The organism is Azospirillum sp. A26 (genome assembly GCF_042604635.1).
Taxonomy (GTDB): domain Bacteria; phylum Pseudomonadota; class Alphaproteobacteria; order Azospirillales; family Azospirillaceae; genus Azospirillum; species Azospirillum palustre.
The window spans coordinates 311,163-325,242 of sequence record NZ_CP170473.1 but is presented as its reverse complement, the minus strand read 5'-3'; the positions used below and the strand labels follow the sequence as shown (position 1 = coordinate 325,242).

Below are 14,080 nucleotides of genomic sequence, written 5' to 3'. Positions count from 1 at the left end.
GGAAGTGCACCATGTCAGACAGCTTGAAGAACACGCGCGTGCTGGTGGTCGGCGGCAGCTCCGGCATCGGTCTGGCGACCGCGACGGCCGCTGCCCAAGCAGGCGCTTCGGTCACCATCGCCTCGCGGTCGCGCGACAAGCTCGACGCCGCGGTCGCCGCAATCGGCGGCGATGCACGCGCCGTCGTGCTCGACACCCGCGACCTGGAGGCGGTCGAACGCTTCTTCGCGGAAGAGCCGGCCTGGGACCATGTCGTCGTCTCCGCGGCGCAGACGCCCGGCGGGTCGGTGCGCGGCCTTGCCGTCGCCGACGCCCGGAGCGCGATGGACAGTAAATTCTGGGGCGCCTACCACGTCGCCCGTGCCGCGAAAATCAGCGAGACCGGATCGCTTACCTTCGTGTCGGGCTTTCTCAGCGTCAGGCCCTCCGCGACCTCCGTTCTGCAGGGGGCCATCAACGCGGCGCTGGAGGCGCTGGCCCGCGGGCTGGCTCTGGAACTCGCCCCGGTCCGCGTCAATGCCGTTTCGCCCGGCCTGATCGCGACACCGCTGTGGTCCGGCCTGCCGGCGGAGAAGCGGGAGGCGATGTTCGCCGGCGCCGCCCAGCGCCTGCCCGCCCGCCGGGTCGGCCAGCCCGAGGATATCGCCAACGCCGTGCTGTTCCTCGCCACCACCCCCTTCGCCACCGGCTCCACCGTGCGCGTGGATGGCGGCGGCGCCATCGCCTGACCGGCCCCATGAACGGACATCGAAACCGCGACACGTCACGGGAATTGATGAAGTTCTTTCATAAGTCCATGCATCTTTGGGGGACTAATCGCAGACAGCCCCGTGGACTAGCTTCTCTGGTGCCACCACCGCCGCACCGCGGTGGGCAACGACCGGAGGATCGAGGCCATGGACATCACACGCGTCGGCTCGCAGCCATCCACCAGGGGACCGGCGGACTGGTTCACGGGCACGGTCCGCATCGACCCGCTGTTCCAGCCGCACCCGCCGGCCCGCACGACGGCCGCCAGCGTCACCTTCGAACCTGGCGCCCGCACGGCATGGCACACCCATCCGCTGGGACAGACGCTGATCGTCACCGCCGGTTGCGGCCGTGTCCAGCGCGAGGGCGGCCCCATCGAGGAGATTCGCCCCGGTGACGTGGTCTGGTTCGCGCCGGGCGAACGGCACTGGCACGGCGCCTCGCCCACCATGGCGATGACGCATATCGCCATCCAGGAACAGTTGGACGGCAAGGCGGTCGACTGGATGGACAAGGTGACGGACGAGCAATACGGCGCCTGACACCGCCCGTCCCGGAAAAGAAGCTGAGAGAAGCGAGGAGTTTCGCCCCATGACTGTGAAAGCCTATGGCGCCCATGCCGCCGACAGACCGCTGGAGCCGATGGACATCGTTCGCCGGGCTCCCGGTCCGCATGACGTGCAGATCGAGATCGCCTATTGCGGCATCTGTCATTCGGACCTGCATCAGGTGCGGGCGGAGTGGGCCGGCACGCTGTGGCCCTGCATTCCCGGACACGAGATCGTCGGCCGGGTTTCCGCCGTCGGCGGCCATGTGAAGGGCTTCCGCGAAGGGGATCTGGTCGGCGTCGGCTGCATGGTCGACAGCTGCCAACACTGTGACGACTGCGAGGCCGGGCTGGAGAATTACTGCGACGGCATGGTCGGCACCTACAACGGACCGACCGACGACACGCCCGGCCACACGCTGGGCGGCTATTCGCAGCGGATCGTCGTCCACGAACGCTATGTGCTGCACGTCAAGCATCCGGAGGAACAGCTCGCGGCGGTGGCGCCGCTGCTGTGCGCCGGCATCACCACCTATTCGCCCCTGCGCCACTGGCAGGCGGGGCCGGGAAAGAAGGTCGGCGTGGTCGGAATCGGCGGCCTCGGCCATATGGGCATCAAACTGGCCCACGCGATGGGCGCCCATGTGGTGGCCTTCACCACGTCCGAATCCAAGCGGGAGGATGCGAAGGCGCTGGGTGCGGATGAGGTCGTCGTATCCCGCAACGACGACGAGATGGCCGCCCATGCCAAGAGCTTCGACCTGATCCTGAACACGGTGGCGGCCCCGCACGATCTGGACGCCTTCCTGGTGCTGCTGAAGCGCGAGGGAACGATGACGCTGGTCGGTGCGCCGGCCACGCCGCACCCCTCGCCCAACGTGTTCAACCTCATCACCAAGCGGCGGTCCATCGCCGGCTCGATGATCGGCGGCATCCCCGAGACGCAGGAGATGCTGGATTTCTGCGCTGAACACGGCATCACCGCGGACATCGAACTGATCCGCGCCGGTGACATCAATGCGGCCTATGAGCGGATGCTGAAGGGCGACGTCAAATACCGTTTCGTGATCGACAACGCCTCCCTGTCCGCCTGATCCCGGCTCTCGCCTCCCTTTAGAAAATGCGAGCACCCCCGAACCGGCGCGCCCCCAGCGGCCCGCCGGACGGGGCTTGCTGCCTTGGATTTCGGCAAATATGCAAACTCACTACTCTTCGGATGCCGACAGGATCGTGCCGCAGCCGGCAGCATGGGGTGCCGTCTTCGCGTTGTCCCTCGGCGCCTTCGCCCTGGTCGCATCCGAATTCATGCCGGTCAGCCTGTTGACCCCGATAGCGTCGGAACTTCACATCACCGAGGGACAGGCCGGACAGGCCATTTCCGTATCCGGCGCCTTTGCCATGCTGACCAGCCTTTTCATCTCGTCCCTGGCCGGCTCGCTCGACCGCAAGCATCTGCTTCTGGGATTGACCGTCCTGATGATCCTGTCGGGAACCATCGTGGCCGCTGCACCGAATTACCCGACCTTCATGGCGGGCCGGGCCCTCATCGGCGTCGCCATCGGCGGATTTTGGTCGATGTCGGCGGCCACCGCCATGCGGCTCGTTCCCGACCATCAGGTGCCGTGGGCGCTGGCGATCCTCAACGGCGGCAATGCGCTCGCTACCGTCGTCGCCGCACCGATGGGAAGCTTTCTCGGCGGTCTCATTGGCTGGCGCGGCGCCTTCTTTCTGGTCGTGCCGGTCGCCGCAATCGTCCTCGTCTGGCAGTCGGTCAGTCTTCCGTCCATGAGGACGGAGAGCCGCTCATCCCCCGTGACGGTCTTCCGGCTGATGGGCCGCCCCGTCGTTGCATTGGGAATGATTGCGGTCAGCGTCTTCTTCATGGGGCAGTTCACCCTGTTCACCTACCTGCGGCCGTTCCTGGAAAAGGTCGCCCATGTCGACGTTTCCACCTTGTCGTTCATGCTGCTGGCGATGGGGGCGGCCGGCTTCGTCGGCACCACCCTGATCGGCGGATTCCTGAAGACAGGTCTCTACCGGACATTGATAGTCATTCCGGCACTGATGGCTCTCATCGCCCTGATGCTCGTCGCGGTTGACTGGACTCTGCCGATGACGGCGCTGCTGCTCGCCTGCTGGGGGTTGTTCGCCACCTCGGCCCCGGTCGGCTGGTGGACCTGGGTGGCAAGCACGCTGCCGCGGGACGCCGAGGCTGGTGGCGGCCTGATGGTGGCCATCGTCCAGCTTGCCATCACCCTGGGAGCGGTTGTCGGCGGCCTGCTGTTCGACGCAAGCGGCCATCGCGCCACTTTCGGCGCCAGTGCGGTTCTGCTCGTTCTTGCCGCCCTGCTGGCTTTTCTCACCTCCCGCGCCGAAATCGCCGGCATGCGGCGGGGACAGCAACCCAATTCCTGAATTCCACTCCGACGCTGTAATGTGCGGAATGACATGAAGGAGAGTCATGAATGCCGCGAGAGAGCGTCGACGATCTGCTGGCCTTCATCGCGGTGGCCCGTGAACGGAGCTTTACCAGGGCGGCGGCGCAGTTCGGCCTGTCGCAGTCGGCGCTCAGCCACACCATCCGCCAGCTTGAGGCCCGGCTCGGCATCCGGCTTCTGACCCGCACGACGCGGGCGGTATCGCTGACCGATGCCGGCGAGCGTCTGTTCAACGGCATCCGTCCGCATTTCGAGGAGATCGGCGCCCAGATCGACGCGCTCAGCGAGCTTCGCGAGAAACCGGCCGGCAACATCCGCATCACGGCATCCGACCATGCCGTCACTCATGTGCTTTGGCCCAAGCTGCGCGACATCCTGCCGAAATACCCCGACATCAAGGTCGAGCTGGTTCTCGACAACGCGCTGATCGACATCGTCGCCACGCGGTGCGATGCCGGCGTCAGGATGGGCGAACTGCTTGCCAAGGACATGATCTCGGCCAGGATCAGCCCGCCGGTCCGCTTCGCCGTGATCGGCACCCCCGCCTACTTCGACGACAATCCAATCCCCGCCAGCCCGCAGGACCTTGTCCACCACAGCTGCATCAATCTGCGCCTGCCGACCTATGGCGGGCTGTGGGCATGGGAGTTCGAGCGCGAGGGGCAGACGGTCAACATCCGCGTCGATGGGCAGGTGGCCTTCAACAACATCCACAATGTTCTGGAGGCGGCCCTGGATGGCTTCGGGCTTGCCTACGTTCCGGAGGACATCGCCAGCCCCCACATCGCGCAGGGGCGGCTGATGCGCGTCCTCGAAGACTGGTCGCCTTACTGGGAAAGCTATCACCTGTATTATCCGAGCCGGCGGCAGTCCTCGCCAGCCTTCATCGCGCTGGTCGAAGCGTTGCGCCATCGTGAATGAAAGGGCGGGACCGGCGGTGGCCGGACCGCCGGCTTCTCAGTCCGGCAACGCCCAATTCGGCGGCCAGCGATGGACGAAGCCGGCGTCACGCTCCAGCCGGCGGCCCAGCCCGATCAAGCGGTGTTCCTCCCCTGGACGGGCGATCAGCTGGATGCCGAAGGGCAGCCCATCGGCGTCGCCGGCCGGCAGCGTCAGCACCGGAAACCCTATCAGCGTCACGATGGCCGTAACGCCGAGATAATCCAGGATCGACTCCGTCGGACGGCCGTCGATGGCGGTCACCTCGCCATCCTCGTTCGGCCAGGGCATTACGCCGCAAGCCGGAGCCACCAGCACATCGACGTCCCGGAACAGTGCGGCAAACCGGCGGTACAGCGCGGTGCGCGCCGCCTGCGCCTCCAGATAGGACTGGGCGGTGATACCGCCGCCCGCTTCGATGTTCCACCGCACGGTGTCGGTCAACCGGTCGCCATGCCTGTTTAGCAGCGGGCCGTAGGCGTGGCTGATCTGTGCGGCGCGCAGGGTGCGGAAAGTCGCCATGGCATCTCCGCAGTCCGGATGACGGTGGACGACCGGCCCTGCCACCTCCTCCAGCCGGGCGACGGCAGCGGCGAAGCGCTCCCTCACAGCGCGCGACACGACTGCAGTGCCGAAATCGACCGTTGCACCCAGCCGTGAACCCATTCCGCCGTCGCGGCCACTGCCGTCACCGTCGCGGAGCGGCGCCAGAAACGATGTCGGATCGTCGGGATCCATGCCGGCCATCGCATCGAGCAGCAATGCGCAGTCCGTGGTGTTGCGTGCGATCACGCCATGCGTTGCCAGCGTATCCCAACCCAGCGGCCGCTTCGGCGCCGGGATCAGTCCGGGCGTCGGCCGGATCGAGGCGACGCCGCAGAAGCCCGCCGGTATCCGCACCGACCCGCCGAAGTCGGTGCCGTGGGCCAGCGGAACCATGCCGGTGGCGGCGGCAACCGCAGCACCGCCGCTCGATCCGCCGGACGTCAGCTGTGGATCGAACGGATTGCGCGTCGGTCCCGCCAGCCGGTTCTTGCAAATGGCGCCGAAGCCGAATTCCGGCGTGTTGGTCTTGCCGATGACGATGCCGCCGGCCGCATTGATCCGCTCCACCGCGACGTCGTTCGCCGCCGGCACATGGTCGGCGTACAGTTCCGACCCATAGGTGGTGCGGATGCCGGCGGTGTCGGTCAGATCCTTGACAGCCACCGGCACGCCGTGCAGCGGCCCGACCGGGCGGCCGGTCTTCGCAAATGCGGCGTCGAGCGCCTCTGCCTGTGCCAGCGCCTTGTCCGCGGCGACGGTGATGAAGGCGCAGTGCGCGGGGTCGGCAGCCGAGATCCGCTCGAGATGCGCCTCCGTCACCGCACGGGCCGAAACCTCCCCGGCGGCGAGGCGCGCCGCCAGGGCCGCCGCGCTGTCCCGCCACAAGACGTCGCTCTGCACAGACATCGCTCAATCTCCCCGTAATGGCGTCAAAAGCGGCATATGCATCCGGCTTCAGCACAAGATGGCGGCAACTCGGATTCCGCAAAACCGTCCGCCAGAATGAAAACAAAGCTATCATATTGCTATATATGGAAAAAGACAAAATCGGCATGCCGTTTGCTAAAGAGGTTTGCGATCAAACGGTAACGCGAAAGGGATGGTAAAGCCATGGTCAGCGCTTCGCCAATCGGCCCGGCTTCCCCGCGCGGGCAGACGCTTCTTCTCGACGGGATCACCCAACGTTACGGTGCGTCGCTCGCCGTGAACGAGGTCACGCTCGACATCCGTGGCGGAGAACTCGTGGCTCTGCTCGGCCCTTCAGGCTGCGGAAAGACCACCCTGCTGCGGATCATCGCCGGTTTCCTGGCCCAGACGAAGGGTCATGTGATGGTCGGCGGAAAAAGCGTGGACGGCCTGCCGCCCAACCGCCGCTCGGTCGGCATCGTCTTTCAGAACTACGCGCTGTTCCCGCACATGACGGTGGCAGAGAACGTCGCCTACGGCCTTGATGCGCGCGGTGTCGACCGCGCCACCCAGCGCAGCGAGGCGCAGCGCATGCTTGATCTGGTCAAGCTCGGCCATCTGGGCGACCGCACCCCGCGCCAGCTGTCCGGCGGCCAGCAGCAGCGCGTGGCGCTGGCCCGCGCACTGGCGGTCAACCCGTCGATCCTGCTGCTGGACGAACCCTTCGCCGCGCTGGACAAGAATCTGCGCCTGGACATGCAGATCGAGGTCAAGCGCATCCAACGCCTGTCCGGCATCACCACCATCCTCGTCACCCACGACCAGGAGGAGGCGCTGTCGATGGCCGACCGCGTCGCGGTGCTGAGCCAGGGCCGGCTGGAGCAATTCTCCCCGCCGACAGAAATCTACGACGCGCCCGACAGCCTGTTCGTCAACACCTTCGTCGGGTCCGCCAACCTGCTGGGCGGCGTGCTGGTCGACAGCGACCGCAGCGCCGGCCGGGTGCGGCTGGACGCCGGCGGCCTGATCGAAACCCGCGCGCCCAAGGGCGACCTGCAGCCCGGCTCCCGCGTCACCGTCTGCCTGCGCCCCGAACATCTGAGCGTCGATGCGGCCGCGGGCGACGCCGAGACGCTGAACGGCGTGGTGGAGATGGGGCTGCCGCTGGGCGCCACCGTCGTCCACGAGATCCGCGTCGGCGACGGCACCGCCGTCAAGGTGTCGGAGCCACGCATCCAGCGGACCGACCTGCTGGCGCCCGGCACCCCGGTGCGGCTGGCGCCGGTCGCCCCCCGCCTCGCCTCGGTCTTCGCCGCGGCCTGAATCTCCACTTCACCACCTCCTCTCACCTTCAGGCCCCTCTCACCTTCAGGAGTGAACGATGCTGCTGACCCGCCGCAATCTGATGCAGACGGCGCTGACGCTGGGAGCCATGCACGCCTTCCCCGGCCTGACCTGGGCGCAGGCGCGCCCGCTGGTCTTCGCGACCTTCACCGGCAGTTGGGAGGAAGCCCACAAGGCCGTTCTCGTCCCCGCCTTCCGCAAGGCGGCAGGCAACGCCAACATCGTCCTCGACCCGATGCTGTCGGTCGACCAGATCGCCAAGGTCAACGCCGCCAAGTCCAACCCGCCGATCGACGTCATGCTGCACGATCCGGGTCCGGCTCTCCAGGCCATCGCGCAGGATCTGGTCGAACCCTACCCCGTCGAACAGAGCGCTTATTACAAGGACCTGATCCCGGCGGCCCAGGTCCCGATGGGGCCGGCGCCCTTCTTCCAGGTGGTCGGCATCACCTACAACCCGGAGACGGTGAAGACGCCGCCGACCTCCTGGGCCGACCTGTGGAAGCCGGAATTCAAGGGCCGCGTCGGCATCACCAACCTGAACTCGACGCTCGGCACCGGCTTCATGGTGGAACTCGCCAAGATGCATGGCGGGTCGGAGGCCAACATCGACCCGGCCTTCAAGGCCATCGAGGCGCTGCGCCCCAGCCTTGCCGCCGTCGCCGCCAACCCCGGACAGCTCGCCACCCTGTTCCAGCAGGGCCAGATCGACATTTCCCCCGGCAACTTCAACGCCATCCAGATCCTGAAGGCACGCGGCGTGCCCGTCGAGTTCGTCATTCCCAAGGAGGGCGCCATCGCATTCAAGACGACCATTCACATCGTCAAGAACTCTCCCAACAAGGAGCTGGCCTTCAAGCTGATCGAAGCCGCGCTGTCGCCGGAGGTTCAGGCCACGCTGATGGAAGAGCCCTACCTGATCGTGCCGACCAACACGAAGGTCGCGATCAAGGGCGAACTGGCCAAGACGCTGGCCAAGGACCATGCGGAGATCGCGAAGAAGTTCGTGTTCCAGGACTGGGGCAAGATCAACGAGCAGCGCGCCGCCTGGATCGAGCGGTTCAACCGCGAAATCCGCGTCTGACCACGCAATAGCCCGCCAGCCGGAGGAGGCGCCCCATGGCCGCGACGTTGCGCGACGTCACCACCTACGACCTGAAGCTCGCGGCTCCGCTGGCGGCGGGCTTCGTCCTGTTCTTCGTTACGCCGCTGGCGATCCTGCTGGCGCTGAGTTTCCAGACCGACCCACAGGGCGGCCATTATGGGCTGACCCAGTATGTCAACTTCCTGGGCGACAGCTTCAGCCTGGGGGTACTGGGCTCTACCTTGTGGCTGGGGGTGAAGGTGACGGTGCTGACCCTGCTGCTGGGCTATCCGGTGGCATGGCTGCACCAACGCTCCCCCGGCTGGGCCAGGGGGATCATCATGCTTCTGGTGCTGCTGCCGCTGCTGACCAGCGTGGTGGTCCGCACCTTCGCTTGGGTGGTCATCCTGGGCCGCCAGGGCATCGTCAACGCCACGCTGGCCTGGATCGGGCTGATCGACACGCCGCTGAAGCTGCTCTACACCGAAGGCGGGGTGGTCGTGGCGCTGGCACAGGTGCAGATGCCGCTGATGGTGCTGCCGATCATCACCGCCCTGAGCCGCATCGACCCGAATTTCGCCGACGCCTCGTCGGTTCTGGGGGCCGGGCACTGGCGGACCTTCCGCAAGGTGATCCTGCCGCTGTCGCTGCCGGGCATCGTCGCCGGCTGTCTGCTGACCTACGCCGCGGCGATCACCGCCTTCATCACGCAGAGCCTGATCGGCGGCGGTCAGATGCTGTTCATGCCGATGTACATCTACCAGCAGGCCTCGACCCTGCAGAACTGGCCCTTCGCCGCGGCGATCTCCATCGTCTTCCTGGTGTCGGTGCTGGTGGTGGTGTCGATCTTCAACGCTCTCGGCCGCCTGTCGCGCGGCTATGCCAACGCCTGATCCGGGGAGGCATCGATGTCCGACCACGCAAAGCCGGTCTCCGGCGGCCGCCGCATCGATTTCGATGCGCTCAGCTTCCGCATCGTCATGACCGGCATCGCGCTGATGGCGCTGGTCCTGCTGGTCGCCCCCACCGTGGTGGTGATCTGGGTGTCCTTCACCAGCGGTTATTCCCTGAAATTCCCGCCTCCCGGCTATTCGCTGCGCTGGTACGCCGAGCTGTGGAACGCCTGGCAGCTTCAGTTCGCGATGATGAACAGCCTGAAGGTGGCTGCCTGGGCGACCGGCCTGTCGGTCCTGCTGGGGGTTTCCGCCTCGCTGGGCATCGCCCGCTCGCCCACGCTGACGGCGAAGGTGCTGGACAGCCTGTTCCTGTCGCCGCTGGTGCTGCCGGCGCTGGCCTTCGGCCTGTCGTCGCTGATGTTCTTCTCGATGATCGGGGTGCCGGTGTCGCCGCTGACGCTCATCATCGGCCATACGGTCGTCTCCGTGCCCTTCGTGGTGCGCAACACGGTGGCGTCGCTCGCCCAGATGAACCCGTCGCTGCTGGAGGCCTCGTCCAGCCTGGGCGCCGGGCGCTGGTACGGCTTCCGCCGCGTCACCCTGCCCTTGATCCGGCCCGGCATCATGGCGGGCGGCTTCATCGCCTTCATGGCGTCCTTCGACAACGTCCCCGTCTCGCTGTTCCTGCGCGACGCCGCCACCGACATGCTGCCGATCCGCATGTGGCAGGATCTGGAAGGCCGGCTGGACGTGACCGTCGCCGCGCTGTCGGGCGTGCTGATCGTCGTCACCATCGGCCTGATGCTGGTGATGGAACGTGTCGCCGGCCTCTCCAAAAGGTTGACCTGACCCCCGTCACACACCGAGAAAGAGGGAAACCCCGTAGGGGGTGAACTTGAAGGGCAGATGCAGATGGCGGTCGAGGTCGGTGACGACGAAGCGGAACGGAACGATGTCGAGGAAGCGGGCCTGCTCCTCGGCATAGCCCGCCGCCCGCAGCCAGTCGCCAACATGGAACAGCACCTCGTGCGGGCCGGCTTCGATGCCGTCGCCGCGCACGGTCGGGTGGTCGAGCTGCCCGTTGGCGCCAAGCTCGCCCGCCGCCAGCAGCCGGCGTTCCGGGGTCAGCGCGAGAAGCTCCACCAGCATGCCCTGGGCGGCGACGCCGCGCGCCACATCCACGCCATGGATCGAAATTCCGCCGGCCATGCCGCCTCCGTCTTCGGTTCGCCGAAATGGTAGCCGAGACGGCAACGGCAACGCCAGCGCCACTGCTCCCCCCGCTGCTGCCGGCACTGGTCGGCATGACCGGTTTGCAGGCGCTGGTCGCGCTGGCCCTGTTCGCGCCGGGGGTGCTGGCACCCCGATTGGGGATCGACCCGGCGGGGCTCGGCCTGTTCACCACCACCGGCTTCGCGGTCGGCATGGCGGCGTCGCTCTATGGCGGCGTGCTGGCCGGGCGTCTCGGACCGTTCCGGATCGCCAGCCTCTGCGCGGTGGCGGTCGCCGCCGCCATGCTGTGCGCGATGACGGGCGGGAGCGCCGCGGGGCTGCTGGCCGCCGGTGTCGCCATCGGCCTTGCCTGCGGACCCGAGACGCCGGCCAGCGCCGCGATCCTCGGCCGGCTGGTCCGGGAAGCCGACCGGCCGATGGTGTTCTCCGTCCGCCAGACGGGCAACCAGATCGGCGCCATCGCCGGATCGCTGGCTCTGCCGCTTCTGGCCGTCGCCTTGGATCCCCGCGCCGGCTACGCGGTCATCGCCATGCTGGCGCTGGCCTGCATTCCGGTCTTCGAGCGGCTGCGGCCCGTCTATGACCCGCTGACCCGCAACGCCGCCGCCGGTTTCGGATTGGGCACGGCGGTGCAGTTGCTGCGCGGCGACCCGGCGCTGCGGCGGATGGCGCTGGCAGCCATGCCCTATTCCGCCAGCCAATTGACGCTGAACGGCTTTTTCGTGGTCTTCGCCGTGACGGAGCTGGGGCTGGAGCATGTATCGGCCGGGGTGGCGCTGGCCGCCGGGCAGGCCGGCGGGCTGGTGGGACGGCTCGGCTGGGGCGTGGTGGCGTCGCGCTGGATGGCGCCGCGCCGGCTGGTCGGGCTGCTGGGGCTGGGCATGGCCGCGGCGTCGATCCTGGTGGGATGGGCCGGCGCTGCCCTGCCCTTCCCGGCGCTGACCCTGGCGACCTTCCTGTTCGGACTGACCGCCAGCGGCTGGAACGGCGTGTTCGTGGCCGAGGTCGCACGGCTTGCCCCCGCCGGCCGCATCGGCGAGGCGACGGGGGCGGTGATGGTCGGCGGCTTCGCCGGGCTGATCGCCGGGCCGATCCTGCTGGTCGCCGCCGCCGCGGTCAGCGACCTCGCCACCGGCTACATCGCCGTGGGCCTGCTGGCGGCGCTGTCGGGCCTCAGCCTTCTGAAGGACAAGCGATGACCACTTCCCCGCGCGCCGCCGCCCCACGCGCCACCGCCATTGCCGAAGCCGTGCGCACCGGACGCAGCAGCGCCCGTGCCGAAACGGAAGCGGCGTTGGCCCGCATCGCCGCCGGCAATCCGGCGCTGAACGCCTTCGTCTCCGTCGACAAGGCCGACGCGCTGGCCGAAGCGGATGCGGTCGACCGCAGGCTGGCCGCCGGGGAAACGCCGCTGCTGGCCGGGGTTCCGGTCGCGGTGAAGGACACCATCTGGGTCGCCGGCCGGCGCGTCACCCAGGGATCGCGCCTGTTCGCCGACTTCCACGCTCCGGCCGACGCCATCGCGGTGGAACGGCTGCGCGCCGCCGGCGCCGTCATCGTCGGCATGACCAACAGCTCCGAATTCGCCTGCAAGGGCGTCACAACCAACCCGCTGTTCGGACCGACGCACCACCCGCAGGACCCGAGCCTGACCCCCGGCGGGTCGAGCGGCGGACCGGCCGTGGCGGTGGCGGCGGGGCTGGTGCCGCTGGCGCTCGGCACCGATGCCGGCGGGTCGAGCCGCCGCCCTCCCGCCCATGTCGGCGCGGTCGGGTTCAAGCCGTCCTTCGGCGCCATCCCCTACGGACCGGGCTTCGGCGAACCCTTCACCGGCATTGCCGTGATGGCCCCCATCGCTGCCGACGTCGCCGACGCGGCACTGATGTTCGAGGCGCTGTGCGGCCTCGATCCGCGCGATCCCGAGTCCATCGCCGTCGCCCCGGCGGACACCCGACCGCCCGAAAGCCTGACCGTTGCCTACAGCCCCCGCCTCGGCCTGGATGCGCCGATCGACGAGGATGTGCGGCAGGCGGTCGAACATGCGGTGGAGGTGCTGGAACGGGCGGGAGTCTGCGTCGTCCGGCGCGATCCGCCCTGGCCGGCGGGGGTGACGGAAACGGCGCTGATGCCCTTGCAGCATGCCGGGCTGGCCGCTCTCTACGGCGATGCCTTCCGCCGCGATCCGACCCGGTTCGATCCCGACATCGCCGTGCAGATCGAACGGGGACTGACCTTGACGGGAGCGGAGGTCGCGGCGGCGCAGTTGCTTGGCGTCGAGGTGGCCCGCGCACTCGCCGCCTTCTTCACCGGCGTGGACCTGCTGATCGGCCCGACGACGCCGTGCGTGGCATGGCCGCTCGACCGGCTGGGGCCGGAGACCATCGGCGGTCAGGCGGTGGCGCCACGCGCGCATGCAGTCTTCACCCCGCTGTTCAACCACGCCAAGGTTCCCGCCCTCAGCCTGCCCTGCGGCACCGGCCGTGCCGGTCTGCCGGTCGGGTTGCAAATCGTCGCCCCGCGCGGGCAGGACCGGCAGGTGCTGCGCTTCGCCGCCTTCATCGAAACGCTGCTCGCCGGTGGCGGGCCAGGACTGGCCGGATGACCATGGACAACAACGCTCCGGGCGACGTTTCCAGCACCGCTCCCGAAGCCGCCCCCCGGCGGCGCCGGATGGTGCCGCCGCCGCCGCTGGCGGAAATGGCGGTGGAACGCCTGCGCTCCATGATCATCTACGGCGAACTGCCACCCTCGGCCCGGCTGATCGAGCCGGAGCTGAGCGAAAAGCTCGGTATCTCCCGTACCCCGTTGCGCGAGGCGCTGAAGCTGCTGGCGGCCGACGGGCTGGTGATGCTGCGGCCCAACCGCAACGCCATCGTCGCCCCCCTCGATGCCGACGAACTGATCCATTTGTTCGAGGCCGAAGGCTGCATCGAGAGCTTCGCGGCGAAGCTCGCCGCCGAACGGATGACCGCCGCTGACCTGCGCCGCCTGCGCGGCTTCCAGGACAGGATCGAGGCCTTGCAGGGGGCCGGCGCGCTGGAGGAGTATTTCTCCATCAACCAGAAGATCCACCGGCTGATTGTGTCGGGCGCCAAGAATCCGGCGCTGGTGGACGCACATGAGCGGCTGCTCGGCCGTCTGGCGCGGGCGCGCTATTTCGCGCTGGGCGCCCAGGGCCGCTGGAAGGAATCGGTGCTGGAGCACCGCGAGATCCTGGCGGCGATGGAGGCCCGCGACGGCGAGACCGCCCAGCGCCTGTTCATGCACCATGTCGGCCGCACCGGCGAGGTGGTGGCCGCCGCCTGCGCTTCGCCCAGAAATCCCCTCTCCCCCCCGGGGAGAGGGTTAGGGTGAGGGGGTTTCGCGGCGGCCCTTTACCGAGAATCCATCCTGTGCA

14 protein-coding genes are annotated in these 14,080 nt (G+C 68.2%); 12 read left to right on the top strand and 2 right to left on the bottom strand.

Going from position 1 to position 14,080, the window contains the following annotated elements; translation table 11 throughout:
• The first annotated feature begins 11 nt into the window (after positions 1-11).
• The 5 genes from ABNQ39_RS16055 (at position 12) to ABNQ39_RS16035 (ending at position 4,656) form a co-directional block, all read left to right on the top strand.
• Positions 12-728: an SDR family oxidoreductase gene (locus ABNQ39_RS16055; protein WP_376961583.1), complete on the top strand. Its 717-nt coding sequence runs from the start codon at positions 12-14 to the stop codon at positions 726-728.
• A gap of 168 nt (positions 729-896) precedes the next feature.
• On the top strand, positions 897-1,292 hold the full coding sequence (locus tag ABNQ39_RS16050; RefSeq protein ID WP_109049118.1) for a (R)-mandelonitrile lyase: 396 nt from the start codon (positions 897-899) through the stop codon (positions 1,290-1,292).
• 49 nt (positions 1,293-1,341) lie between these two features.
• Complete coding sequence (locus tag ABNQ39_RS16045; RefSeq protein ID WP_376961580.1) at positions 1,342-2,391, top strand: NAD(P)-dependent alcohol dehydrogenase; 1,050 nt, start codon at positions 1,342-1,344, stop codon at positions 2,389-2,391.
• 100 nt (positions 2,392-2,491) lie between these two features.
• Positions 2,492-3,712: an MFS transporter gene (locus ABNQ39_RS16040; RefSeq protein ID WP_376961578.1), complete on the top strand. Its 1,221-nt coding sequence runs from the start codon at positions 2,492-2,494 to the stop codon at positions 3,710-3,712.
• A 50-nt stretch (positions 3,713-3,762) separates the two neighbouring features.
• Entirely contained in the window at positions 3,763-4,656 is an 894-nt protein-coding gene (locus ABNQ39_RS16035; RefSeq protein ID WP_376961576.1) for a LysR family transcriptional regulator, read from the top strand.
• A 36-nt stretch (positions 4,657-4,692) separates the two neighbouring features.
• On the opposite strand, the gene ABNQ39_RS16030 is transcribed toward ABNQ39_RS16035, so the two are convergent.
• A complete protein-coding gene (locus tag ABNQ39_RS16030; protein ID WP_376961574.1) occupies positions 4,693-6,126 on the bottom strand; it encodes an amidase in 1,434 nt (477 codons plus the stop codon).
• A gap of 204 nt (positions 6,127-6,330) precedes the next feature.
• On the opposite strand from ABNQ39_RS16030, the gene ABNQ39_RS16025 reads away from it, so the two are divergent.
• From ABNQ39_RS16025 to ABNQ39_RS16010, 4 genes are read left to right on the top strand one after another with little or no spacing between them, the layout of a single operon-like run.
• Positions 6,331-7,449 (top strand): ABC transporter ATP-binding protein, encoded by a 1,119-nt coding sequence (locus ABNQ39_RS16025; RefSeq protein WP_376961572.1) that lies wholly within the window; start codon positions 6,331-6,333, stop codon positions 7,447-7,449.
• Between the two features lie 58 nt (positions 7,450-7,507).
• Entirely contained in the window at positions 7,508-8,554 is a 1,047-nt protein-coding gene (locus ABNQ39_RS16020) for an ABC transporter substrate-binding protein (RefSeq protein WP_376961570.1), read from the top strand.
• A gap of 35 nt (positions 8,555-8,589) precedes the next feature.
• Positions 8,590-9,447: an ABC transporter permease gene (locus tag ABNQ39_RS16015; protein ID WP_376961568.1), complete on the top strand. Its 858-nt coding sequence runs from the start codon at positions 8,590-8,592 to the stop codon at positions 9,445-9,447.
• A 15-nt stretch (positions 9,448-9,462) separates the two neighbouring features.
• Entirely contained in the window at positions 9,463-10,299 is an 837-nt protein-coding gene (locus ABNQ39_RS16010) for an ABC transporter permease (protein ID WP_376961566.1), read from the top strand.
• Positions 10,300-10,305: 6 nt separating this feature from the next.
• On the opposite strand, the gene ABNQ39_RS16005 is transcribed toward ABNQ39_RS16010, so the two are convergent.
• A complete protein-coding gene (locus ABNQ39_RS16005) occupies positions 10,306-10,659 on the bottom strand; it encodes a hydroxyisourate hydrolase (RefSeq protein WP_376961564.1) in 354 nt (117 codons plus the stop codon).
• Positions 10,660-10,754: 95 nt separating this feature from the next.
• On the opposite strand from ABNQ39_RS16005, the gene ABNQ39_RS16000 reads away from it, so the two are divergent.
• From ABNQ39_RS16000 to ABNQ39_RS15990, 3 genes are read left to right on the top strand one after another with little or no spacing between them, the layout of a single operon-like run.
• Entirely contained in the window at positions 10,755-11,882 is a 1,128-nt protein-coding gene (locus ABNQ39_RS16000; RefSeq protein ID WP_376961562.1) for an MFS transporter, read from the top strand.
• Positions 11,879-13,285, top strand: a complete 1,407-nt coding sequence (locus ABNQ39_RS15995) for an amidase (RefSeq protein ID WP_376961560.1) — start codon at positions 11,879-11,881, stop codon at positions 13,283-13,285. Before ABNQ39_RS16000 ends, ABNQ39_RS15995 begins: the two co-directional genes overlap by 4 nt.
• Positions 13,282-14,037, top strand: a complete 756-nt coding sequence (locus ABNQ39_RS15990) for a GntR family transcriptional regulator (RefSeq protein ID WP_376961558.1) — start codon at positions 13,282-13,284, stop codon at positions 14,035-14,037. Before ABNQ39_RS15995 ends, ABNQ39_RS15990 begins: the two co-directional genes overlap by 4 nt.
• Positions 14,038-14,080 lie beyond the last annotated feature (43 nt).

Bases quoted from the DNA above. Each gene is read 5' to 3' on its own strand.
- ABNQ39_RS16055 (WP_376961583.1), top strand. From the start codon at position 12: ATGTCAGACAGCTTGAAGAACACGCGCGTGCTGGTGGTCGGCGGCAGC.
- ABNQ39_RS16050 (WP_109049118.1), top strand. From the start codon at position 897: ATGGACATCACACGCGTCGGCTCGCAGCCATCCACCAGGGGACCGGCG.
- ABNQ39_RS16045 (WP_376961580.1), top strand. From the start codon at position 1,342: ATGACTGTGAAAGCCTATGGCGCCCATGCCGCCGACAGACCGCTGGAG.
- ABNQ39_RS16040 (WP_376961578.1), top strand. From the start codon at position 2,492: ATGCAAACTCACTACTCTTCGGATGCCGACAGGATCGTGCCGCAGCCG.
- ABNQ39_RS16035 (WP_376961576.1), top strand. From the start codon at position 3,763: ATGCCGCGAGAGAGCGTCGACGATCTGCTGGCCTTCATCGCGGTGGCC.
- ABNQ39_RS16030 (WP_376961574.1), bottom strand. From the start codon at position 6,126: ATGTCTGTGCAGAGCGACGTCTTGTGGCGGGACAGCGCGGCGGCCCTG.
- ABNQ39_RS16025 (WP_376961572.1), top strand. From the start codon at position 6,331: ATGGTCAGCGCTTCGCCAATCGGCCCGGCTTCCCCGCGCGGGCAGACG.
- ABNQ39_RS16020 (WP_376961570.1), top strand. From the start codon at position 7,508: ATGCTGCTGACCCGCCGCAATCTGATGCAGACGGCGCTGACGCTGGGA.
- ABNQ39_RS16015 (WP_376961568.1), top strand. From the start codon at position 8,590: ATGGCCGCGACGTTGCGCGACGTCACCACCTACGACCTGAAGCTCGCG.
- ABNQ39_RS16010 (WP_376961566.1), top strand. From the start codon at position 9,463: ATGTCCGACCACGCAAAGCCGGTCTCCGGCGGCCGCCGCATCGATTTC.
- ABNQ39_RS16005 (WP_376961564.1), bottom strand. From the start codon at position 10,659: ATGGCCGGCGGAATTTCGATCCATGGCGTGGATGTGGCGCGCGGCGTC.
- ABNQ39_RS16000 (WP_376961562.1), top strand. From the start codon at position 10,755: ATGACCGGTTTGCAGGCGCTGGTCGCGCTGGCCCTGTTCGCGCCGGGG.
- ABNQ39_RS15995 (WP_376961560.1), top strand. From the start codon at position 11,879: ATGACCACTTCCCCGCGCGCCGCCGCCCCACGCGCCACCGCCATTGCC.
- ABNQ39_RS15990 (WP_376961558.1), top strand. From the start codon at position 13,282: ATGACCATGGACAACAACGCTCCGGGCGACGTTTCCAGCACCGCTCCC.